The 20653-nt window shown below is 61.7% G+C and carries 19 protein-coding genes and 1 pseudogene; 8 read left to right on the top strand and 12 right to left on the bottom strand.

Annotated features, from left to right (window positions below; all coding sequences use genetic code 11):
- Positions 1-218 precede the first annotated feature (218 nt).
- Both ACZ6YA_RS25820 and ACZ6YA_RS25815 read right to left on the bottom strand, forming a co-directional pair.
- Positions 219-1292 carry an AI-2E family transporter gene (locus ACZ6YA_RS25820; RefSeq protein WP_465900573.1) on the bottom strand — a complete coding sequence of 358 codons (1074 nt, stop codon included), beginning with the start codon at positions 1290-1292 and terminating at the stop codon, positions 219-221.
- Between the two features lie 12 nt (positions 1293-1304).
- Complete coding sequence (locus tag ACZ6YA_RS25815) at positions 1305-2369, bottom strand: DUF2066 domain-containing protein (RefSeq protein ID WP_465900571.1); 1065 nt, start codon at positions 2367-2369, stop codon at positions 1305-1307.
- Between the two features lie 248 nt (positions 2370-2617).
- On the opposite strand from ACZ6YA_RS25815, the gene purM reads away from it, so the two are divergent.
- From purM to ACZ6YA_RS25795, 4 genes are all read left to right on the top strand, one after another.
- Positions 2618-3676 (top strand): phosphoribosylformylglycinamidine cyclo-ligase, encoded by a 1059-nt coding sequence (purM, locus tag ACZ6YA_RS25810; protein ID WP_008092173.1) that lies wholly within the window; start codon positions 2618-2620, stop codon positions 3674-3676.
- Complete coding sequence (gene purN / locus ACZ6YA_RS25805) at positions 3676-4329, top strand: phosphoribosylglycinamide formyltransferase (protein ID WP_465900569.1); 654 nt, start codon at positions 3676-3678, stop codon at positions 4327-4329. The genes purM and purN overlap by 1 nt, the downstream gene beginning before the upstream one ends.
- Positions 4330-4337: 8 nt before the next feature.
- Positions 4338-5048, top strand: a complete 711-nt coding sequence (locus ACZ6YA_RS25800; RefSeq protein WP_465900567.1) for a DUF3108 domain-containing protein — start codon at positions 4338-4340, stop codon at positions 5046-5048.
- Between the two features lie 168 nt (positions 5049-5216).
- Positions 5217-5399, top strand: a complete 183-nt coding sequence (locus ACZ6YA_RS25795; RefSeq protein ID WP_465900565.1) for a hypothetical protein — start codon at positions 5217-5219, stop codon at positions 5397-5399.
- A gap of 250 nt (positions 5400-5649) precedes the next feature.
- Here the strand turns inward: ACZ6YA_RS25795 and ACZ6YA_RS25790 are convergent, their stop codons facing one another.
- The 10 genes and pseudogenes from ACZ6YA_RS25790 to ACZ6YA_RS25745 all read right to left on the bottom strand — a co-directional run bounded on the left by ACZ6YA_RS25790 (position 5650) and on the right by ACZ6YA_RS25745 (position 15723).
- Complete coding sequence (locus ACZ6YA_RS25790) at positions 5650-6018, bottom strand: hypothetical protein (RefSeq protein ID WP_465900563.1); 369 nt, start codon at positions 6016-6018, stop codon at positions 5650-5652.
- A 10-nt stretch (positions 6019-6028) separates the two neighbouring features.
- Entirely contained in the window at positions 6029-6664 is a 636-nt protein-coding gene (locus tag ACZ6YA_RS25785; protein ID WP_465900561.1) for an RNase A-like domain-containing protein, read from the bottom strand.
- Between the two features lie 103 nt (positions 6665-6767).
- Positions 6768-7129 (bottom strand): annotated as a pseudogene (locus ACZ6YA_RS25780) (Hcp family type VI secretion system effector); the annotation flags it as partial.
- 279 nt (positions 7130-7408) lie between these two features.
- A complete protein-coding gene (locus ACZ6YA_RS25775) occupies positions 7409-7948 on the bottom strand; it encodes a DUF2058 domain-containing protein (RefSeq protein ID WP_465900559.1) in 540 nt (179 codons plus the stop codon).
- 26 nt (positions 7949-7974) lie between these two features.
- The gene (gene mazG, locus ACZ6YA_RS25770) at positions 7975-8808 is read right to left on the bottom strand and encodes a nucleoside triphosphate pyrophosphohydrolase (protein ID WP_465900557.1); all 834 of its coding nucleotides are present in this window, start codon (positions 8806-8808) and stop codon (positions 7975-7977) included.
- A gap of 103 nt (positions 8809-8911) precedes the next feature.
- On the bottom strand, positions 8912-11152 hold the full coding sequence (relA, locus tag ACZ6YA_RS25765) for a GTP diphosphokinase (RefSeq protein WP_465900555.1): 2241 nt from the start codon (positions 11150-11152) through the stop codon (positions 8912-8914).
- 96 nt (positions 11153-11248) lie between these two features.
- Entirely contained in the window at positions 11249-12607 is a 1359-nt protein-coding gene (gene rlmD, locus ACZ6YA_RS25760; RefSeq protein WP_465900553.1) for a 23S rRNA (uracil(1939)-C(5))-methyltransferase RlmD, read from the bottom strand.
- The gene (cysM, locus tag ACZ6YA_RS25755) at positions 12608-13507 is read right to left on the bottom strand and encodes a cysteine synthase CysM (protein ID WP_465900551.1); all 900 of its coding nucleotides are present in this window, start codon (positions 13505-13507) and stop codon (positions 12608-12610) included.
- Positions 13508-13608: 101 nt separating this feature from the next.
- Positions 13609-15003 carry a histidine kinase sensor domain-containing protein gene (locus ACZ6YA_RS25750; RefSeq protein ID WP_465900549.1) on the bottom strand — a complete coding sequence of 465 codons (1395 nt, stop codon included), beginning with the start codon at positions 15001-15003 and terminating at the stop codon, positions 13609-13611.
- A 3-nt stretch (positions 15004-15006) separates the two neighbouring features.
- Positions 15007-15723: a response regulator transcription factor gene (locus tag ACZ6YA_RS25745; protein ID WP_465900547.1), complete on the bottom strand. Its 717-nt coding sequence runs from the start codon at positions 15721-15723 to the stop codon at positions 15007-15009.
- 193 nt (positions 15724-15916) lie between these two features.
- Between ACZ6YA_RS25745 and ACZ6YA_RS25740 the strand changes: the two genes are divergently transcribed.
- The 4 genes from ACZ6YA_RS25740 to ACZ6YA_RS25725 are packed head-to-tail and all read left to right on the top strand — an operon-like array spanning position 15917 to position 20536.
- Entirely contained in the window at positions 15917-18667 is a 2751-nt protein-coding gene (locus ACZ6YA_RS25740; protein ID WP_465900545.1) for a response regulator, read from the top strand.
- A gap of 9 nt (positions 18668-18676) precedes the next feature.
- Positions 18677-19666, top strand: coding sequence for a 2-hydroxyacid dehydrogenase (locus ACZ6YA_RS25735; RefSeq protein ID WP_465900543.1), 990 nt, complete (start codon positions 18677-18679; stop codon positions 19664-19666).
- 31 nt (positions 19667-19697) lie between these two features.
- On the top strand, positions 19698-20135 hold the full coding sequence (locus ACZ6YA_RS25730; RefSeq protein ID WP_400804468.1) for a hypothetical protein: 438 nt from the start codon (positions 19698-19700) through the stop codon (positions 20133-20135).
- Entirely contained in the window at positions 20132-20536 is a 405-nt protein-coding gene (locus ACZ6YA_RS25725; protein ID WP_465900541.1) for an META domain-containing protein, read from the top strand. Before ACZ6YA_RS25730 ends, ACZ6YA_RS25725 begins: the two co-directional genes overlap by 4 nt.
- The last annotated feature ends 117 nt before the right edge of the window (positions 20537-20653 follow it).

The following is a 20653-nucleotide window of genomic DNA, read 5'->3' as shown; positions in this document are numbered from 1 at the left end:
CTCACGGCCCATCCATGGGCCGAAGCGCTTGACGGGCTCCTGCCCGTCACCTCCCTCCGCAAGACCTCCGTTCGGCCTCCTGAAGTCGCAATTTGTGTCGTCTGGACTACCGCGCGCTTAGAAGCAAAAGCAAATCAAGAGCAAGAGCAAGAGCAAGAGCAAGAGCAAGAGCAAGAGCAAGAACAAGAACAAGAACAAGAACAAGAGCAATGTCTGGCTTATAAGTCCGGGTCGATTTCCCCGGCATACATGTCCGATTCCTTGTACATGTCGTGCACATGCCGCAGCAGCACCATGATCACCGCCGCCACCGGCAGGGCCAACAGCACGCCAGTGAAACCGAACAGCTCGCCACCGGCGAGGATGGCAAAGATCACCGCCACCGGATGCAGGCCGATGCGGTCCCCCACCAGCAGCGGCGTCAGCACCATGCCTTCAAGGGCCTGGCCGATCATGAACACTGCGACGATGCCGAGCATCGGGTACAAATCGCCGCCAAACTGGAACAGCCCGGCCACCAGGGCCGCACCGATGCCGATGATGAAACCCATGTACGGCACGATGGCCGCCAACCCCGCCAGCATGCCGATCAACAGCCCCAACTCCAGCCCCACCAGCATCAACCCGGCGGAGTAGATGACGCCCAGCGCGAGCATGACCATCAGCTGGCCGCGAACAAACGCCCCCAGCACTTCGTGGCACTCTCCGGCCAAGCCAACGACCTGGGCCTCGCGATGGCGTGGAAGCAGGCTGCGCAGCTTGGCCATCATCAGGTCCCAGTCACGCAGCAGATAGAAGCCCACCACCGGGATCAACACCAAATTTGCCAGCCAGGCCAGCAGCGCCAGGCTCGATGCGGTGGCCTGGGACAGCAGCATGCCGACGATGTCGGTGGTCTGCCCCATGTGCTCGCTGACAGCAGCCTTGATCTTGTCGAATTTCCAGAAGCCGTCTGCCAGGCCCAGGCGATGTTGCACCCAGGGCAACGCCACGTGCTGCAGCCAGTCGAGCATCTGCGGTGCCAGCTCGTACAAGCGCACCAACTGCTTGGCCAGCATCGGGATCAGCACCAGCAGCAAGGCCAGCAGGATCAGGGTGAACAGGCTGAACACCAGCACCACGCCCCAGGTGCGCGACAGGCCCAGGCGCTCCAGGCGATCGACCAGTGGGTCGGCCAGATAGGCCAGCAGGATACCCACCAGGAACGGCGAGAGGATGTTGTGCAAGCTATAAAGAAGCACGGCAATCAGCAGGGCAGCGCCCAGCCAGATCCAACGACGCATATCAGTCATGGTCGCGCGTCCTTACCAGCGAAAACGCAAGCCGTCGAACGGCTTGGGCGCAGCAGTGGGTGCGGGCTGTTCGGGTTGAGCACCGGTGCCCGATGCAGGCACAGCCGGAACGGCAGGTGCCTGCTCCGCTGGCAGCTCCTGCAACTTGGCCAGGCCGAGTTGGGCGCGCAGCTGATCGCGGTTGGCGGTGACGCCGTAGGTCAGGGTCTTGCCCTCGGCCATCTGCAGGCGCGGGCCATAAGGTTCGAGCACGCGGCTCAGTTCGGCATAGCGCTGCAGGCTCATGCCTTGCACCTGCACCTGCAACTGGCTGCTGGCACCCGGCTTGGTCACGTAGCGTGGGGCCAGGCGGTTGCTGACTGCCAGCATCACGGCATCTGCCAGCGCGGCCTGGTCAGCCCCCTCGGCGGTGCCTTGCTCGCGCTTGTCACCCAGCCACAGCTGCCATTTGGCTTGCCACTTGCCATCGGCTTCGCGGGCGTGCACCGCCAACAGGGCGTCGGCACCGTAGCGCTCGGAAGCTTCGCGCAGGGGCGCCGCGTCGCTGCCTTCCAGCTGCTTGGCATTGGCTACCAGTTGTTCCTGCAGGTCGGCCAACGGCAGGCGCAACGGCAGACCACGGTGCTGCGCGGCGCGGCGCAGGGGCTGGGCGCTAGCCTGGCCGTCGCCGATCAAATTACTGCCCTCGACACTGTCGTTGAGCCACCAGCCGAGGATCGAGGGCCGGTTGCTGCCCCACAAGGCCAGCCCGGCCTTGCGCAAGGCTCGTTCGGTGCTGCCGGGGTCGAACTCGACCAATACCGATTCGGGAGGGCCGGCCTCGGTGCCGACCTGATTGATGATCTGTTGCGGATCTTTGCGCAATTCGGCCAGCGCCGGGTTTTGCGCCGCCTTGGGGTCGCCGGTCAGGCGCAGGACCAAGGTGTCGAGCGCCTTGGCGGTGGCGGCGGTGCGCGCTTCGGCGCCCTGCCCTTCGATGGGCTCACGGACCTGATAGAGGCCGGAGACGTTTTCGGCCTGGGCGATGGCCGAGATCAGGGTCAGACAGCTGGCTGCCAGAATGTTGAATAAACGCATGGGGGATTCCTGTCCACTTACCGCAATGCCTATACCTTATACACGGGGGGACCGTCATGACAGGCCCACAGCAGTTTTTCACCATTTCCTGCCCTGCCCGTCGGCCTGAGGATGGCCGCTGCACGGCAACCCTGATAAAATCGCGCGCCTTCACAGACCTCTGACGTTTCAGGCAACCGCCGCTCCCCAGCCGGCCTTGGCCGTCACGGTCGTTTTTACGAATCCCTCCCTCTTAAAGGCCTGGATCAATGAGCAAGCAACCCTCCCTGAGCTACAAGGACGCCGGTGTAGACATCGACGCCGGCGAAGCACTGGTCGAACGCATCAAGGGCGTGGCAAAACGCACCGCACGCCCTGAAGTCATGGGTGGCCTGGGTGGCTTCGGCGCCCTCTGCGAGATCCCGGCCGGCTACAAGCAGCCGGTGCTGGTCTCCGGCACCGACGGCGTCGGCACCAAGCTGCGCCTGGCGCTGAACCTGAACAAGCACGACAGCATCGGCCAGGACCTGGTCGCCATGTGCGTCAACGACCTGGTGGTGTGCGGCGCCGAGCCGCTGTTCTTCCTTGACTACTATGCCACCGGCAAGCTCAACGTCGACGTGGCCGCCACTGTAGTTACCGGCATTGGCGCTGGCTGTGAACTGGCCGGCTGCTCGCTGGTTGGCGGCGAAACCGCCGAAATGCCAGGCATGTACGAAGGCGAAGACTACGACCTGGCCGGTTTCTGTGTTGGCGTCGTGGAAAAAGCCGAAATCATCGACGGCTCCAAGGTTGCCACCGGTGACGCGCTGATCGCCCTGCCGTCTTCCGGCCCGCACTCCAATGGCTACTCGCTGATCCGCAAGATCCTCGAAGTGTCCGGCACCGACATCGAGAACACCCAGCTCGACGGCAAGCCGCTGACCGACCTGCTGATGGCGCCAACCCGCATCTACGTCAAGCCACTGCTACAACTGATCAAACAGACCGGCGCAGTCAAAGCCATGGCCCACATCACCGGTGGCGGCCTGCTGGACAACATCCCACGCGTACTGCCGAAAAACGCCCAGGCCGTGGTCGACGTGGCCAGCTGGCAGCGCCCAGTGGTATTCGACTTCCTGCAGGAAAAAGGCAACGTCGACGAGCACGAAATGCACCGCGTGCTGAACTGCGGCGTCGGCATGGTCATCTGCGTGGCCCAGGATCAGGTCGAAGCAGCCCTGAATGTACTGCGTGCGGAAGGCGAGCAGCCATGGGTCATCGGCCGCATCGAACAAGCCGCTGAAGGCGCTGCCCAGGTCGAACTGCAGAACCTCAAGGCACACTGATGCCGAGCAAGCCCTGCAATGTGGTGGTACTGCTGTCGGGTTCCGGCAGCAATCTGCAAGCCTTGATCGACAGCAGCCGCGGTGAAGACAGCCCGGTCCGTATCGCCGCCGTGGTGTCCAACCGCGCCGATGCTTACGGCCTGCAACGCGCGGCGGCGGCGGGTATCGCCACCACCGTGCTGGACCACACCGGCTTCGAGGGCCGTGAAGCTTTCGACGCGGCGCTGATGGCGTGCATCGATGGCTTCGCGCCCGACCTGGTGGTGCTGGCCGGGTTCATGCGCATCCTCAGTGGCGGTTTCGTGCGCCACTATCAAGGCCGCCTGCTCAACATCCACCCGTCGCTGCTGCCCAAGTACAAGGGCTTGCATACCCACCGACGGGCACTGGAGGCTGGCGACGCCGAGCATGGCTGCAGCGTACACTTCGTCACCGAGGAACTCGATGGCGGCCCCCTGGTCGTACAGGCTGTGGTACCGGTAGCGTCAGATGACACCGCTGACAGCCTGGCGCAACGGGTGCACCATCAGGAACACCAGATCTACCCGCTGGCAGTGCACTGGTTTGCCGAGGGGCGCTTGCGCCTGGGTGAACAGGGTGCATTACTGGATGGCCAGCCACTGCCGGCCAGTGGTCATTTGATTCGACCCTAGGAGAATTTATGCGTCGCGCCCTGCTCTTGGCTCTCGCCGTGCTCGCCCTGCCCCTGCAGGCTGCCGATCTGAAGCCCTTCTCGGCCAGCTACACCGCCGACTGGAAGCAACTCCCCATGAGCGGCACTGCCGAGCGCAGCCTGGTCAAGAACGCCAACGGTACCTGGGACCTTAACTTCAAGGCTTCCATGATGATCGCCAGCCTGACCGAGCAAAGCACCCTGCGCATGGAGAACGACACCCTGCTGCCGCAGAAGTATCACTTCGAGCGCGGCGGCCTGGGCAAAGCCAAGAAAGTCGACCTGACCTTCGACTGGACCGGCAAGAAAGTCACTGGCAGCGACCGAGGCGATGCCGTCAGCCTGCCGCTCAACCGCGGCGTGCTGGACAAATCGTCCTACCAGCTGGCACTGCAGCATGACGTGGCTGCCGGCAAGAAGAGCATGACCTACCAGGTGGTCGACGGTGACGAGATCGACACCTACGACTTCCGCGTGCTTGGCACCGAAAAAATCACCACCAAGACCGGCCAGGTCGATGCGGTGAAGGTCGAGCGCGTACGCGACCCGAGCCAGAGTAAGCGCATCACCGAGCTGTGGTTCGCCAAGCAGTGGGACTACTTGCTGGTGCAACTGCGTCAGGTCGAGACCGATGGCAAGGAGTACGTGATCGTGCTGCAAGATGGCACGGTCGACGGCAAGCCGGTGAAGGGCAACTGATTCACCGCAGCCCGCAGTATCCGCAGCCCCGCCCAGTGCGGGGCTTCTTTTTGCCTGCCGAACATGAACATTGTTTCATCAGCGTTTTATTTACTTAGCCTGCTATCAAACTCTATAAAGAAGGTGTGCGACACAATGTCGCAATCACCCAAGCAGTGGAGTTTACCGATGACAGTCCAAGTAACCGAACGCGACGAATCGAGAATGTCCCACGAAGGCCTGGCCGCTGGCGTGCGGATCTGGGATGTGCACCAGCAGGGCCAATTGGTCGGCATGTTCCACAATGAACACGAAGCCCACCAGTACCGCGCGGAGCTGGAAGACCTCGAAGGCCAGCGCACATCTCAATGAGCCTGTAATGACACAGTCATACAGTAAAATTCCCGCCTAAGCGAGAATGCTGTTCACTTAAGCATTTGATTTCAAGTGAACTCTCTAAAAATCCGATATCAGTTTGCTGGCATCGGATTTTTACGCCATTTTGTAAGCAACCGCTCGTCTGCAGCAAACTTTTCGAATTCGCCGACCTTCTTCGCAAATTGCACGTGAATGATTTAGACTTGCGCAGCTGAGTAATCAATGCAATCAGGCATAGCGCTCATCAAAAACGTAGCCAACCAAAAAACTTGGCGAAAAGGATCTTTTTCTTTTTGGCAACATGTGCATCAATCAGCCCGAGAATGCGAGTGAAGAAAACATTTTCTTCAACACCGAATCGCTCAGGTATGAAAGAGAGATCGTGCCACGACAGTATTTCATCAACAGTGAAGTCTCCAGATTTCTGCAGCGCGATATAAGTTGAAATGTCCCTCCTCAAAGCGCATGCAGAGAAATACGATTTTTTAGCCATCCACTTTTCAATTATTTGTTCGACGCTGAGTTGCCCCACTCGCTGGCCTTCGGGTAAGTAATCGAGGATACCATCACCCAACTCCTTCATGAAATCAACTAATTCCATATAGCCACGCATCGAGATCACCTCAGGGTATGGGGAACGCAGTAAGAATATACCTTGGCATGTGGTTATACTCAACGAACTCTACCACAACCCTCACTTTAGTCATGCTGACTGGTGTGCTTTGCGCTGATCGATAAATACCCCACCCTACAGTTTGCTTGGTGTCAAAATCCAGAACCAGGCGATTACTATTACGAATAAATTTGGTCTTGGAGAACATCAATATCCGCAGTCGATTGGCCTTCAGTGTCTGACTGACTGCACGCTCTGCAATTTCCATTCTTTCGAAGGTTGACATTACACTCGCTGATCTAACCTTCTTTAATCGCCATTGCAATGTTGCGATATCTTTTTGAAAGTGGTGTTTCTCCGTGTGACCACCGACGCTGCGATTCGGCGCATGGAGTGGCTTCTCGCTTGTGGCAATACTTATTCTGCCAGCGCGCACAGAAGAAACCCGAAATGCATTGTAGATAGAAGCAGTAGATAATGGGACCACAAACTCAGTGGCAAGACCAATAACCTGGCCCGTTGATCGTGATGCACCTAGTGCTTCTGCCGCTGAAGCTCCTGCTTTGAACGCGTAAGTATCAGTTTGTTTGCCTGACATAATCTGCATGGAAGCAGCTGAAAGTTGATCAGATGCGTGCACGCCCATGGCGACGCAACCCGCCTTTGAAATCATTGTTGGTTATGGTAGCGCACATAACACACCCGCACCAGCAAGCTCAATAATACCGCCAACGAGACGAAGGCTGCCAAATACCAGATTGCTCTGCGGCTTGTCCGCTTACCAATGCAATTAGCACTTCTTCAAGCACAACATCTAGATATTTGAACTTTTCAGCACCCGCACGATGCACACGAATCGTAACCGTTTTAATGTGGGACCCCTTGCAGCAAGCTCAAACAGTTTAGGGGTTGCACGGTCAATGTACTTGCTGATCTGGAAATCGCCGAGGGTAACACCTCCCGCGGAGGCACCGCCGCTTGAACTGGCTGTTTGACTAATGGATTGCACGGCATCGTAGTGATAGGAAAGCAGCTCTATCCAGCCTTTGTGCCCCTCATCAAGCGACTCGCCCTCAATTCCATCGACCTTCATAAATGCATCAAACGACATAATAGCTCCTTGCTAGACCAGACTGAGAAAATCAATATTTTAAAGATCCAGATTGCTTTGTTGATGTCAGACCTGACCACAACGATTTGTAGGAGAATTCGCCGCGCGTCTATCACTGCCTGCAAGGAAGCCCGTTCAGTCGATTAAGTGCACCATCTCAGCTGAATGGGCAAAAAAAATCCGATATCAGGCAGCTGATATCGGATTCTCTAGAAACCCCCGGCTTGGACTCAGAGATTTAAGTAAACATCAATACCGCCGAGGCGGGGTTTTTGCTGCTTACCACATCAAATCGTCAGGGATTTTGTAAGCCGCGTACGGGTCATCCTCGTCCGCTTCCTCGACATGGGTGTTGAGCAGCAGGATGCGATTCGGATCGCGCTCCTGGATCTTCACCGCCGCTTCACGCGGGATTACCTCGTAACCGCCGCCATGCGAGACGATCGCCAGCGCGCCATTGCTCAGCTTGCTGCGCATCAGGGCGTTGACGGCGATGCGCTTGACCTTCTTGTCGTCGACGAAGTTGAAGTAGTCCTCGGTGCTGAGCTTGGGCAGGCGGGTCGCTTCGATCAACTGCTTGATCTGCGCGGCACGGGCTTTCTGCTCGGCCTTTTCCTGCTGCTGGCGGTTCAGCTCCTGGTCACGCTTGGCCTTTTCAGCCATGGCCTCCTTGGCCTGGCGCTGCTGGGTGTCGTCGACTTCGACCTGGCCCTTGTGCTCCAGGCGTTTCTGTTTCTTCTCGGCCTTGTTGGTCTGGGACACCTGTTTCTGGTTGACCAGGCCGGCTTTGAGCAATTGATCGCGAAGGGAAAGACTCATGGATGTTCACTCACTTATGCAGCCACTCAGCCGCAGCTGGGCAGGTTCTTTTCCTGACGCTTGGCTTCCCCCCAAAGGGCGTCCAACTCGTCAAGGTTACAATCTTCAATGGGCCGCCCACTGTCGCGCAGTGCCTGTTCGATGAAGCGAAAACGCCGCTCGAACTTGCGGTTGGCGCGGCGCAGGGCGTTTTCCGGGTCGTGCTTGAGGTGGCGGGCCAGGTTGACGGTGGCGAACAGCAGGTCGCCGATTTCATCCTCGAGGGCGTCGGCATCGCCGTCGGCCATGGCCTGCAGCACTTCGTCCAGCTCCTCACGGACCTTGTCCAGTACCGGTAGCGCATCGGGCCAGTCGAAACCGACAGTGGCCGCGCGTTTCTGCAGTTTGGCCGCTCGCGACAGCGCCGGCAATGCCGACGGTACATCATCGAGCAGTGATAGCTGCTCGGGCTCGCTTTTCTCAGCGCGCTCTTCGGCCTTGATCTCTTCCCAGCGCGACTTGACCTGGGCCTCGCTCAGGCTGGGAGTGTCCAGCGGCGCGTACAGCTCGCCGGTGGGGAAAACATGCGGGTGACGGCGAATCAGCTTGCGGGTGATGCTGTCGACCACGCCGTCGAACTCGAAACGCCCCTCCTCCCGGGCCAGCTGGCTGTAGTAGACCACCTGGAACAACAGGTCGCCGAGTTCACCTTGGAGGTGCTCGAAATCACCGCGCTCGATGGTGTCGGCGACTTCGTAGGCTTCTTCGATGGTGTGCGGGACGATGCTTGCGTAGTTCTGCTTGAGGTCCCATGGGCAGCCGTACTGCGGGTCGCGCAGGCGGGCCATGAGGTGGAGCAGGTCTTCGAGGGTGTAGGTCATTTAAGCAGGTCCTTCGGTGGTGGCTTCTTCGCGGGGCAAGCCCGCTCCCACAGAGATGTGCATTGTGGGAGCGGGCTTGCCCCGCGAAGGGCTCACCGCGGTCTCAAGGGGTACGATTACGCCGCGTTTCGATGATGTTCGGCAACTGCGAAATCCTCCCCAGCAAACGCCCAAGGGCATCCAGGCCGGGGATCTCGATGGTCAGCGACATCAGCGCGGTGTTGTCTTCCTTGTTCGAGCGGGTGTTGACCGCCAGTACGTTGATCTTCTCGTTCAGCAGCACCTGCGACACGTCACGCAGCAAGCCCGGGCGGTCGTAGGCACGGATGACGATGTCGACCGGGTAGGTCTGCACCGGTATCGGCCCCCAGCTGACCTGGATCATCCGCTCCGGCTCACGCCCGGCCAATTGCAGCGCCGAGGCGCAGTCCTGGCGGTGGATGCTGACGCCCCGGCCCTGGGTGATGTAGCCGACAATGGCGTCGCCCGGCAGCGGCTGGCAGCAGCCGGCCATTTGCGTGAGCAGGTTGCCGACTCCCTGGATCTGGATATCGCCGCGTTTGCCGGAACGCATGCCGGTAGGTTTGCGTGGTACCAGTTCGATCTGCTCGATTCGATCGGGCTCAAGCAGCTGCTGGGCGGCGTTGACCAGGTGCGCCAGGCGCAGGTCACCGGCACCGAGCGAGGCGAACATGTCCTCGGCGGTCTTGACGTTGGTCTTCTCGGCCAGGCGCTCGAAGTCCACCTGCGGCAAGCCCAGGCGGCTGAGCTCGCGCTCGAGCAGGGTCTTGCCGGCAGCGACGTTCTGGTCGCGCGCCTGCAGCTTGAACCAGTGGACAATCTTGGCCCGCGCCCGCGAGGTGGTGACATAACCCAGGTTGGAGTTCAGCCAGTCACGGCTCGGGTTACCGTGCTTGCTGGTGATGATCTCCACCTGCTCGCCGGTCTGCAGGCTGTAGTTGAGCGGCACGATGCGCCCATTGATCTTGGCGCCACGGCAGTTGTGGCCGATCTCGGTGTGCACGCGGTAGGCGAAGTCGAGCGGCGTCGCGCCCTTGGGCAGGTCGATGGCATGACCGTCGGGGGTGAACACATACACCCGGTCCGGCTCGATATCGACCCGCAGCTGTTCGGCCAGACCACCGATGTCACCCAGCTCCTCGTGCCACTCGAGCACCTGGCGCAGCCAGGAAATCTTCTCTTCGTAGTGATTGGAGCTGGGTTTGACGTCGGTGCCCTTGTAACGCCAGTGAGCACAAACGCCGAGCTCGGCTTCTTCGTGCATCCCCTGGGTACGGATCTGTACTTCGAGCACCTTGCCCTCGGGGCCGATCACCGCCGTGTGCAGCGAACGGTAGCCGTTCTCCTTGGGGTTGGCGATGTAGTCGTCGAACTCCTTGGGAATGTGCCGCCACAGGGTGTGCACGATCCCCAGCGCGGTGTAGCAGTCGCGCACTTCCGGCACCAGCACGCGCACCGCACGTACGTCGTAGATCTGGCTGAACTCCAAGCCTTTGCGCTGCATCTTGCGCCAGATCGAATAGATGTGTTTCGCCCGACCGCTGATATCGGCATTGACGCCGGTGGCCAGCAGCTCGTTCTGCAGCTGGTTCATCACGTCATTGATGAAGCGCTCGCGGTCCAGCCGACGCTCATGCAACAACTTGGCGATCTGCTTGTACTGATCGGGTTCGAGGTAGCGGAAGGACAGGTCCTCCAGCTCCCACTTGATGTGGCCGATGCCCAGGCGATGTGCCAGCGGCGCATAGATGTCGAACACCTCGCGCGCCACACGCAGGCGCTTTTCGTCATCGGCGGATTTCACCGCACGGATCGCACACGTACGCTCGGCCAGCTTGATCAGCGCCACGCGCACATCGTCGACCATCGCCACCAGCATCTTGCGCAGGTTCTCGACCTGCGCCTGGGAACCCAGCACCAATGACTGCCGCGGGCTGAGACTGGCACTGATGGCGGCCATGCGCAGCACGCCGTCGATCAATTTGGACACCACCGGGCCGAAACGCTGCCCAACTTCGGCCAGGGTCACCTTGCCCTCACGCACCGAGCGGTAGATAACCGCCGCCACCAGGGAATCCTGGTCGAGCTTGAGGTCGGCGAGAATTTCGGCAATTTCCAGGCCCGCCTGAAAACTGGAGGTACCGTCGGCCCATGAATGCTTGGCCGGATTGCCCTTCTTCTCGATATCCTGGGCGAATTCGCAGGCCTCTTTGAGTGCCACGCGGTCCAATGCCGAATCCACGCTTACCACGTGATCCAGCCATGCTTCGAGATTGATACTGCCGTCGGTGTTGACCGGCTGGTGCACTCTCACCTGTACCATCTTTGCTTTACCTTTCCATACAGCGCACCACGCGGGTGCGCTGGCTATCACCGTGTGGCTCCCAGTCCCTGGAAACCGCACCAAGGGGCCAGTTGGCTAGCCCACTTCGAATAACGCCATGGCTTCGACATGCGCCGTCTGAGGAAACATGTCGAGAATCCCGGCCCTTTTTAACCGGTACCCTTGGCCGACCAGCACCTGGGCGTCTCGCGCCAGCGTGGCCGGGTTGCACGATACATAAACCAGCCGCTTGGCCTTGAGCCGGGCGATGCCTTGCACCACCTCGAAAGCACCGTCGCGTGGTGGATCCAAGAGTACCGCAGAAAAGCCTTCGGCTGCCCATCCGGCGCCTGCCAAAGGCTGCGATAAATCGGCCTGAAAAAACTGCGCGTTATACACTTCGTTGTTTCGGGCATTGGCCGCGGCTCGGTCGACCATGGCCTGTACACCTTCCACCGCCACCACTTCACGCGCCTGCCGGGCCAGCGGCAGGGCAAAGTTGCCCAAGCCGCAGAACAGGTCCAGCACACGCTCGTCGGCTTGCGGCGCGAGCCAGGCCAAGGCCTGCTCGATCATCGCGGTATTGACCTGGACGTTGACCTGAACGAAATCGCCCGGGCGCCAGGCCAGTTCCAGTTGCCAGGGTTCCAGCGCAAAGCCCAGTTTGGCGTCGGCATCCAGCGGCGCCGGCTCACCCTCGCCCTGCAACCACAGCTGTGCGTTGGCCTCGCTGCAGAATGCCTGCAAACGTGCCAGATCTTCAGCTGGCAACGGTAACACGTGGCGCACCAATACAGCCTCGGCGGTCCCACTGAACAGCTCGACATGGCCAATGGCCTGCGGTTTGCTCAACGAACGCAGGGCAGTTGGCAAGTGCCGCAGAATCGACTGCAAAGGCTGTACCAGCACTGCGCAATCGTCGATGGCGACGATATCCTGGCTGGACTCGGCACGGAAACCCACTTCCAGCTGGCGTGTTTTTACATCCCAGCGCACCGCTACGCGCGCCCGGCGCCGGTAGCCGAACTCCGGCCCGCTCAGTGGCGCGGCCCATTCTTCAGGTTGCACGCCGGCAACCCGTTGCAGCTGTTCGGCCAGGGTGCGCTGCTTGAGCGCCAGCTGGCCTTCATGGGGCAGGTGTTGCAGGTTGCAGCCACCGCAGCGCTGGTAGTGACGGCACGGTGCCTCGCGACGTTCGGGGCTGGCCTGCAGCACACGCTCCAGGCGCGCCTCGACCACCTTGCCGCGCGCGTTGAGTACCCTCGCCTCGACCGCTTCACCGGCCAGGGCACCGCTGACGAACCAGGTGCGCCCGTCAAGGAAGGCGATGCCACGGCCGTCACCGGCCAGGCGCTCGATATCCAGGCGCTGTTTTTTGCCCACGGGGACCTGGGGCGTACGGTTGCCACCGGCCGGCTGGAAGCGCAGGCCGCTGTTGGTTTTTTTTCTGGACATTTAGCTCGGGTCGAACAGGCCGGTGGACAGGTAACGGTCGCCACGGTCGCAAATGATCGCGACCATTACCGCGTTTTCCACTTCCTGGGACAGGCGCAGCATGGCTGCCACCGCACCACCGGAAGACACACCGCAGAAAATGCCCTCTTCGCGGGCAAGGCGACGGGTGGTGTCCTCAGCCTCTTGCTGGGACATGTCCATCACGCGGTCGACGCGGGTAGCGTCGAAGATCTTCGGCAGGTATTCCTCGGGCCAGCGGCGAATACCTGGAATGGCCGAGCCTTCCATCGGCTGCAGGCCGACGATCTGCACCGCAGGATTCTGCTCCTTGAGGTACTGCGAGCAACCCATGATAGTGCCGGTGGTGCCCATGGAGCTGACGAAATGGGTAATGGTGCCCTGGGTCTGCTGCCAGATTTCCGGACCGGTGCTGTTGTAGTGAGCCATCGGATTGTCGCCGTTGGCGAACTGATCGAGGACCAGGCCGCGACCTTCGGCCTGCAGCTTCTCGGCCAAGTCGCGGGCACCTTCCATGCCCTCTTCCTTGCTCACCAGGATCAACTCGGCGCCATAGGCGGTCATCGCCGCCTTGCGTTCAGCGGTGGAGTTGTCGGGCATGATCAGGATCATCTGGTAGCCCTTGATCGCCGCCGCCATGGCCAGGGCAATACCGGTATTGCCGGATGTAGCTTCGATCAGGGTGTCGCCGGGTTTGATCTGGCCGCGCAGTTCGGCACGGGTAATCATCGACAGCGCCGGGCGGTCCTTGACGGAGCCGGCGGGATTGTTGCCTTCAAGCTTGAGCAGGAGGGTGTTGCTGGTTTCGCCAGCGATGCGCTGCAGGCGAACCAGAGGCGTATTGCCGACGCAATCGGCGATGGTTGGGTACTGCAAGGTCATGGCGTATTTCACAATCCGGACGGCAGGGGTGCCTATCATACCGGCAAACCCTTCGCGGCCATATCACGCAATCTGTGGTGGATATAGCTGCTGGCTATATGTCACTGGCTGAGCAACAACTCTGTGGGAGCGGGCTTGTCCCGCGAAGAGGCCGGTACATGAATAGGCAAACGCATGCACAGCCGCAATCCGCGCTTGCCGTTCTCTGCCCAAAGGGTTCCGCCCTGGCGCTGGATCGCACTGCGAGCGATGCTCAAGCCCAGGCCGAAACCGCCGTCTCCTGGCCGCGAGCCATCGAGACGGGAGAACGGTGCGAAGATCCGCTCCAGGTCTTCTTCGGCCACACCACCGCCTTCGTCTTCCAGCCACAAATACCAATAACCACCTTCGCGCTGCCCTCCCAGCCTGACCAGGCCGTTTTCCGGCGAGTGGCGAATGGCATTGCGCAGCATGTTCTCCAGCGCCTGGGCCAAATGATTGAGATTGCCCTGGACCCAACAATCGCTTGATAACTCGCACATCAGGCGTTCGACACCCCAGCCACTTTCGTAACTGGCATTTTCGATCAGCAGGTCCCACAGCACCTGTACCTGGATGGGCTCGAGGTTCATCGGCGCGCGTTCAGCATCCTGCCAGGCAAGCTGCAAGGTGTCCTCGACCAACTGCTGCATGCAATCCACTTCGCGCCCCAACCGCTCGCGCAAGCGTTGCAGGTCGGTTTCACCGTCACAGGCCACGCGCAGGCGGCTGAGCGGGGTGCGCATTTCGTGGGACAGATCGCGCAGCAACTGTTGCTGCAGGGCCACCGTGCCCTGCAGCCGCTCGGCCATCTGATCGAAGGCCCGAGCCAGCTCGCCGAGCTCGTCATGCCGGGCGATGGTGCGTGAATCCAGGCGCGCCGAGAGCTGGTCGGCGCGCCAGGCATTGGCCTGCTCGCGCAGCTGGTTGAGCGGCACGATCAACATGCGATACAAACCGACGCAGAGCAGCAAGGTGAACAGGCCAGGGATGATGCCATTGGTGACCACCCGCCACAGCAACCGATGCTGGCCGGGGTTGAAGCGCTGCGGCAGCTCCATCACCAGCATGCCCTGCTCCGGCGCCCCCGGGAAGGGTATGCGCAACCAGGGCTGGTCGATGCTGCGCCGGCTCATGGGCCAGTCGACACCGCGCAAACGCGTGAGCCGCTGCATGATCTCGGGGCCGAGGGTCGCACTGTCGAGCGGGCGCAGACTGCTGTCGAGCACACCCACCCAGCCATGCTCTCGCTGGTGCATGGCCGCGACCCAGCGGTCCAGCCCTTCTCGCCCCCCGGTACGCAAGGCCTGTTCGGCTTCGCTGGCGTAACCGCGCAGCACCTGGCGGGCAGGCTCGTCGAGAAACGCGTTCTGGGTTTCCACGTGGCGGCCCCAGGTGTAGCTAAGGCCGATCATCAGCAGGCAGAAGCCCACCAGCAGAATGGACAGCTTCCAGAACAGCGAATGACGGTCGAGCATGCCTTACTCCGCCTCGCCGACGCTGAGCACGTAGCCTTTGCCCCACACGGTGCGGATTTGCCGCTCGTGATAATCGATGCCCTTGAGCTTGCGACGGATCTGGCTGACGTGCATGTCCAGGCTGCGGTCATGCCGTGAATAACCACGCTGGAGCACCTGCTGATAAAGGAAGGGCTTGCTCAGCACTTCATCGACGTTGCGATTGAGGATGTCGAACAGGCGGTATTCGCTGGGGGTCAAGCCGGCCTGGCGGCCACCGAGGCTGACATCGCTGAGCGCGTCATCGAAACGCAGCTCGCCGCTGACGACCTCCAATGGCGGCTGATGCCGCCGCTCGAGGGCGACACGGCGCAGAATCGCCTCGATGCGTACCTGCAGCTCGACCATGCTGAAGGGCTTGGGCAGGTAGTCGTCGGCACCGCGCTGGAAGCCGCTGATACGGTCGGCCTCGGCGCCCAGCGCCGACATCAGGATGACCGGCGTGGCGCTGCGATGACGCAGCTGGGCCAGGGCGTCCAGGCCATTTAGCCCCGGCAGCAGAATGTCCATCAGCACCACGTCGAAGGCGTACCGGCCAGCCGTTTCGAGGCCTTCCAGGCCGTTACGGCACCAGGTCACCTGGAAGCCGCCACGCTGCAGTTCTTCATGCAGGTAGGCCCCGAGGACCGGATCGTCCTCGATGGCGAGGATACGGGAGGTATGAATAGCTTCGGGATTCATTGGCAACTGCCATGCATTCTCAGTTGCGTGATTATTAAGCATGCACACTGTTCAGGCAACCGCGCTGCGACCAATGCCTCCGACGCTGGCAAAAACCGCTATAAAAGGATGCATTGGACCGGCAGGCGGAGTAACTTCCCGCTTTGGTCCGTCGCCCAGGCGACGGCGTCCAGGCACATCACAGGAGGCGAGTGTGCTCGATCGTTTGGGAATCAGAAGCCGGGTACTGCTGCTGGCGCTGTTGCCTGCCAGCCTGATGGCTCTGGTGCTGGGCAGCTATTTCACCTGGCTGCAGCAGAATCAGTTGCGCACGCAACTGCTGCAACGCGGCAAGATGATCGCCGAGCAACTGGCACCGCTGGCCGCGCCAGCCCTGGCGCGCAACGCGCCGGCCCAGTTAGAGAGAATTGCCGCGCAAACCCTGGAGCAGGCCGATGTGCGAGCCGTGGCGTTCCTCGCCCCGGACCGCAGCCGTGTGGCCCACGCCGGCCCCAGCATGATCAACCTGGCGCCCAGTGGCGGCACCGGCACCCAGCTGCTGCAGCGCACGGGCAATGATGCCACCCGCTACCTGATGCCGGTGTTCGGCCACCACCGCGACCTGGCTACCGATGCCGTGCCGGCCGAAGCCGAGCGCCTGCTGGGCTGGGTCGAGATCGAACTGTCGCACGACGGCACCCTGCTGCGCGGCTACCGCAACCTGTTCACCAGCGTGATGCTGATTCTCGTCTGCCTGGTGCTCAGCGCCCTGCTGGCAATGCGCATGAGCCGCACCATCAACGACCCGATCGCGCGCATCAAGCATGCAGTCAACCAGCTCAAGGACGGCCACCTCGAAGAGCGCTTGCCGGCCATGGGCAGCCATGAGCTGGACGAACTGGCCCGGGGCATCAACCGCATGGCCGAAACCTTGCACAGCGCCCATGAAGAACTGCAGCACAGCATCGACCAAGCCACCGAGGACGTCCGCCAGAACCTGGAAACCATCGAGATCCAGAACATCGAACTGGACATGGCGCGCAAGGAAGCGCTGGAGGCCAGCCGCATCAAGTCGGAGTTCCTGGCCAACATGAGCCACGAGATCCGCACCCCGCTCAACGGCATCCTCGGCTTTACCCACCTGCTGCAGAAAAGCGAGCTGACCCCGCGCCAGCTGGACTACCTCAGCACCATCGAGAAATCCGCCGACAACCTGCTGGGGATCATCAACGAGATTCTCGACTTCTCCAAGATCGAGGCCGGCAAGCTGGTGCTCGACAGCATCCCGTTCAACTTGCGCGACCTGGTCCAGGACACCCTGACCATCCTCGCCCCCGCCGCTCACGCCAAGCAGCTTGAACTGCTCAGCCTGATCTACCGCGACACCCCGTCGTCACTGATCGGCGACCCGCTGCGGCTCAAGCAGATTCTCACCAACCTGGTGAGCAACGCCATCAAGTTCACTCGCGAAGGCACCATCGTCGTGCGCGCGATGCTCGAAGACGAACAGGAAGATACCGCGCAGCTGCGCATCAGCGTGCAGGACACCGGCATCGGCCTGTCGCCCCAGGATGTGCGCACGCTGTTCCAGGCCTTCAGCCAGGCCGACAACTCGCTGGCCCGCCAGCCGGGAGGCACCGGCCTGGGCCTGGTGATCTCCAAGCGTTTGATCGAGCAGATGGGCGGCGAGATCGGCGTCGACAGCACCCCGGGCGAGGGCTCGCAGTTCTGGATCAGCCTGAGCCTGCCCAAGGCCCACGACGATATCGAACAACCGCCGCCACAGCCGCTGCTGGGGCGCCGGGCGGCCATTGTCGACAGCCACGAACTGGCCCGTCAGGCCCTTGAACACCAGCTTCAGGATTGCGGCCTGAGCGTCAGCCTGTTCGCCTCCTATGATCAGCTGCTGCAGGGTGTGCAGGCCGGTTTGCACGCCGGCATGCCATTCGAGTTCGCCGTGCTCGGCGCCAACCTGGGCAACCTCTCGCCCGAGCAGCTTGGCCAGTACCATCAGCAGCTGGAACGCTACCACTGCCAGTGCGTGGTACTGTGCCCGACCACCGAGCAGGCGCTGTACCACCCTTACCTGCCCAATGGCCACGGCCAGCTGCTGTCCAAACCCACCTGCACACGCAAACTGCGCCGGTTGTTGCTGGAGTTGCTGCAACCGCGCCGCCCACTGGGCGAGCCGGCACCGGGCATGCGCGGCCAGCGCCAGCCGAAAGTACTCTGCGTCGACGACAATGCCGCCAACCTGCTGCTGGTACAAACCCTGCTGGAAGACCTCGGCGCCCAGGTGCTGGCAGTCGACAACGGCTACGCCGCCGTGCAGGCCGTGCAGAGTGAACCCTTCGACCTGGTGCTGATGGACGTACAGATGCCAGGCATGGACGGCCGCGCCTGCACCGAACAGATCCGCCTGTGGGAAAACACCCAGAGTGGCAGCCCGCTGCCGATCGTCGCCCTCACCGCCCACGCCATGGCCAACGAGAAACGCGCCCTGCTGCACAGCGGCATGGACGACTACCTGACCAAGCCGATCAGTGAGCGCCAGCTGGCCCAGGTGGTGATGAAGTGGACCGGCCTGAGCCTCGGCGCCGGCCCGTTGGCGCCGGCCGAGGAACAACCTGCCGAAGGCCAGGAATTGCCGGTGCTCGACCCTGAGGAAGGTTTGCGCCTGGCGGCAGGCAAGGCGGACCTGGCGGCGGACATGCTGGCGATGTTGCTGGCGTCGCTTCACAGCGACCACGCAGCCATTCGTGCCGCGCGGGAGGCCGAGGACCGCGAGACCCTGATTGAACAGGTGCACCGCCTGAATGGCGCCTCGCGTTACTGCGGTGTACCGCAGTTACGGGCGGCGTGCCAGCGCAGCGAGACGCTGCTCAAACAGGACAACCCCCAGGCGCAGCACGCACTGGATGAACTGGATGCGGCGATCAATCGCCTTGCCGCCCAAGCCTTGTAGGAGTACCTCATGCGCGCCCTGTTGTTCAGCAGCCAGCACTACGACCAGGAAAGCTTCACCCAGGCCGCTCAATCCAGCACCCTGGACCTGCACTTCCAGTCTGCCCGCCTGAACCTCGATACTGCAGCACTGGCCCAGGGCTTCGAGGTGGTCTGCGCCTTCATCAACGATGAGCTCGACGCCCAGGTGCTGCAGCGCCTGGCCGCCGGCGGCACGCGCCTGATCGCCCTGCGCTCGGCCGGCTACAACCACGTCGACCTGGCCACCGCTGCGCGTTTGGGGCTGGCGGTGGTGCGTGTGCCGGCTTATTCGCCGCATGCCGTGGCCGAACACGCCGTGGCGTTGATCCTCGCCCTCAATCGGCGCCTGCACCGCGCCTACAACCGCACCCGCGAAGGCGACTTCACCCTGCATGGCCTGACCGGCTTCGACTTGCATGGCAAGACCGTCGGCGTGGTCGGCACCGGCCAGATTGGCGTGGCCTTCGCCCGGATCATGGCCGGCTTCGGCTGCCAGTTGCTGGCCTACGATCCCTACCCCAACCCTGAAATGCTGGCACTGGGTGCACGTTACCTGGAGCTGCCCGCACTGCTGCGCGAAGCACGAATCATCAGCCTGCACTGCCCGCTGACCGAGCACACCAAGCACCTTATCAATGCGCAGAGCCTGGCCCAGTTGCAGCCCGGCGCCATGCTCATCAACACCGGCCGTGGCGCGCTGGTCGATACACCGGCATTGATCGATGCACTGAAAAGCGGCCAGCTCGGTTACCTGGGCCTGGATGTGTATGAGGAAGAAGCGCAGCTTTTCTTCGAGGACCGTTCGGACCTGCCGCTGCAGGATGATGTACTGGCGCGGCTGCTGACCTTCCCCAACGTGATCGTCACCGCGCACCAGGCTTTCCTCACTCGCGAGGCACTGGACGCCATTGCCGCCACCACGCTGGACAATATCATCCGCTGGGCGGCGGGGAATCCACAGAATCTGGTCACAGGTTGATGCTAGGATACGCGGCATTTCTGGAGGACCCATGGTCGAGCACGATTTCCGCTACACCCTTTTCAACCCGCAACACACCCTGATCGAGTGCCGCGCACTGGTGCCGGGCCGCTACCAGGTGACCGGCAACGGTGGCTCGATGCACAAAGGCGACACCTTGCTGGTAACCCTCAAGGGCAGCAAGGACCTGGCCATGCGCCTGACCGTGGAGAGCGTGCGCCACCTGATCAACCCACGCGGCCAGTGGGTCGCCGTGGCCAGTGGCCCGGTGTTCAACGAACTGGAAATCCTCAACTGGCAGGCTGAATGCGACAGCTGCGACGCGGTGCTCGACTTCGAGTTCGCCGTGGACGCCAAGCTGGGCAAGAAAGCCCGCCAGCCGGCGGCCACCGCGCGCATAGCCGAGCTGGGCTGGGCCAGCCGTGGCGACAAGCACCTGTGCCCGAAATGCCAGGAGAGCGCCGCGTGAAGAATTTGCTGACCGGCGTGCTGATTGCCTCCGGCCTGCTTGGCTGCGCCGCCGAACCTTCGAAGCTGCAGCAAGAGCGCAGCTATGTGCTGGAGTGGATCGGCGAACGCCCATTGATCGACTACAGCCACCTGACCCTGACCCTGGCCAGCGATGGCCGCGCCTATGGCAATGCTGGCTGCAACCATTGGTTTGCGCCGTACACGCTGGAAGGTGAGCACCTGAGTTTCGGCAAGGTCGGCAAGACCCGCAAGCTGTGTGCGCCGGCCTTGATGGAGCAGGAAAAGCGCTTCCTGCAGGCGCTGGAAACGGTGCAGCGTTGGGATGTGTCGCCCGTGGAGCAGATGCGCTTCTGGCCGGCTGAAGGCAAGCCGCTGCGCTTCTGGCCTGAAGAAGGCTGAAGTCATTGGGGCTGCTGTGCAGCCCTTCGCGGGTGTACGACCGGAGACATCGTTTACATAGTAAACCGGGGACATGGTTTACACATTTGAGGCTTGGACGCGGTTTTCGCCTCGTCC

The sequence above is a fragment of the Pseudomonas sp. NPDC090752 genome (assembly GCF_055584805.1).
This window is presented reverse-complemented; position numbering and strand designations above follow the sequence as displayed.

Excerpts from the sequence above, each read along its gene's own strand:
- mazG (WP_465900557.1), bottom strand. The coding sequence starts at position 8,808 with ATGACCTACACCCTCGAAGACCTGCTCCACCTCATGGCCCGCCTGCGC.
- purN (WP_465900569.1), top strand. The coding sequence starts at position 3,676 with ATGCCGAGCAAGCCCTGCAATGTGGTGGTACTGCTGTCGGGTTCCGGC.
- ACZ6YA_RS25735 (WP_465900543.1), top strand. The coding sequence starts at position 18,677 with ATGCGCGCCCTGTTGTTCAGCAGCCAGCACTACGACCAGGAAAGCTTC.
- ACZ6YA_RS25790 (WP_465900563.1), bottom strand. The coding sequence starts at position 6,018 with ATGCGTGGCTATATGGAATTAGTTGATTTCATGAAGGAGTTGGGTGAT.
- ACZ6YA_RS25795 (WP_465900565.1), top strand. The coding sequence starts at position 5,217 with ATGACAGTCCAAGTAACCGAACGCGACGAATCGAGAATGTCCCACGAA.
- cysM (WP_465900551.1), bottom strand. The coding sequence starts at position 13,507 with ATGACCTTGCAGTACCCAACCATCGCCGATTGCGTCGGCAATACGCCT.
- ACZ6YA_RS25745 (WP_465900547.1), bottom strand. The coding sequence starts at position 15,723 with ATGAATCCCGAAGCTATTCATACCTCCCGTATCCTCGCCATCGAGGAC.
- purM (WP_008092173.1), top strand. The coding sequence starts at position 2,618 with ATGAGCAAGCAACCCTCCCTGAGCTACAAGGACGCCGGTGTAGACATC.
- ACZ6YA_RS25785 (WP_465900561.1), bottom strand. The coding sequence starts at position 6,664 with ATGGGCGTGCACGCATCTGATCAACTTTCAGCTGCTTCCATGCAGATT.
- relA (WP_465900555.1), bottom strand. The coding sequence starts at position 11,152 with ATGGTACAGGTGAGAGTGCACCAGCCGGTCAACACCGACGGCAGTATC.
- ACZ6YA_RS25775 (WP_465900559.1), bottom strand. The coding sequence starts at position 7,948 with ATGAGTCTTTCCCTTCGCGATCAATTGCTCAAAGCCGGCCTGGTCAAC.
- ACZ6YA_RS25815 (WP_465900571.1), bottom strand. The coding sequence starts at position 2,369 with ATGCGTTTATTCAACATTCTGGCAGCCAGCTGTCTGACCCTGATCTCG.
- ACZ6YA_RS25820 (WP_465900573.1), bottom strand. The coding sequence starts at position 1,292 with ATGACTGATATGCGTCGTTGGATCTGGCTGGGCGCTGCCCTGCTGATT.
- rlmD (WP_465900553.1), bottom strand. The coding sequence starts at position 12,607 with ATGTCCAGAAAAAAAACCAACAGCGGCCTGCGCTTCCAGCCGGCCGGT.
- ACZ6YA_RS25750 (WP_465900549.1), bottom strand. The coding sequence starts at position 15,003 with ATGCTCGACCGTCATTCGCTGTTCTGGAAGCTGTCCATTCTGCTGGTG.
- ACZ6YA_RS25730 (WP_400804468.1), top strand. The coding sequence starts at position 19,698 with ATGGTCGAGCACGATTTCCGCTACACCCTTTTCAACCCGCAACACACC.
- ACZ6YA_RS25800 (WP_465900567.1), top strand. The coding sequence starts at position 4,338 with ATGCGTCGCGCCCTGCTCTTGGCTCTCGCCGTGCTCGCCCTGCCCCTG.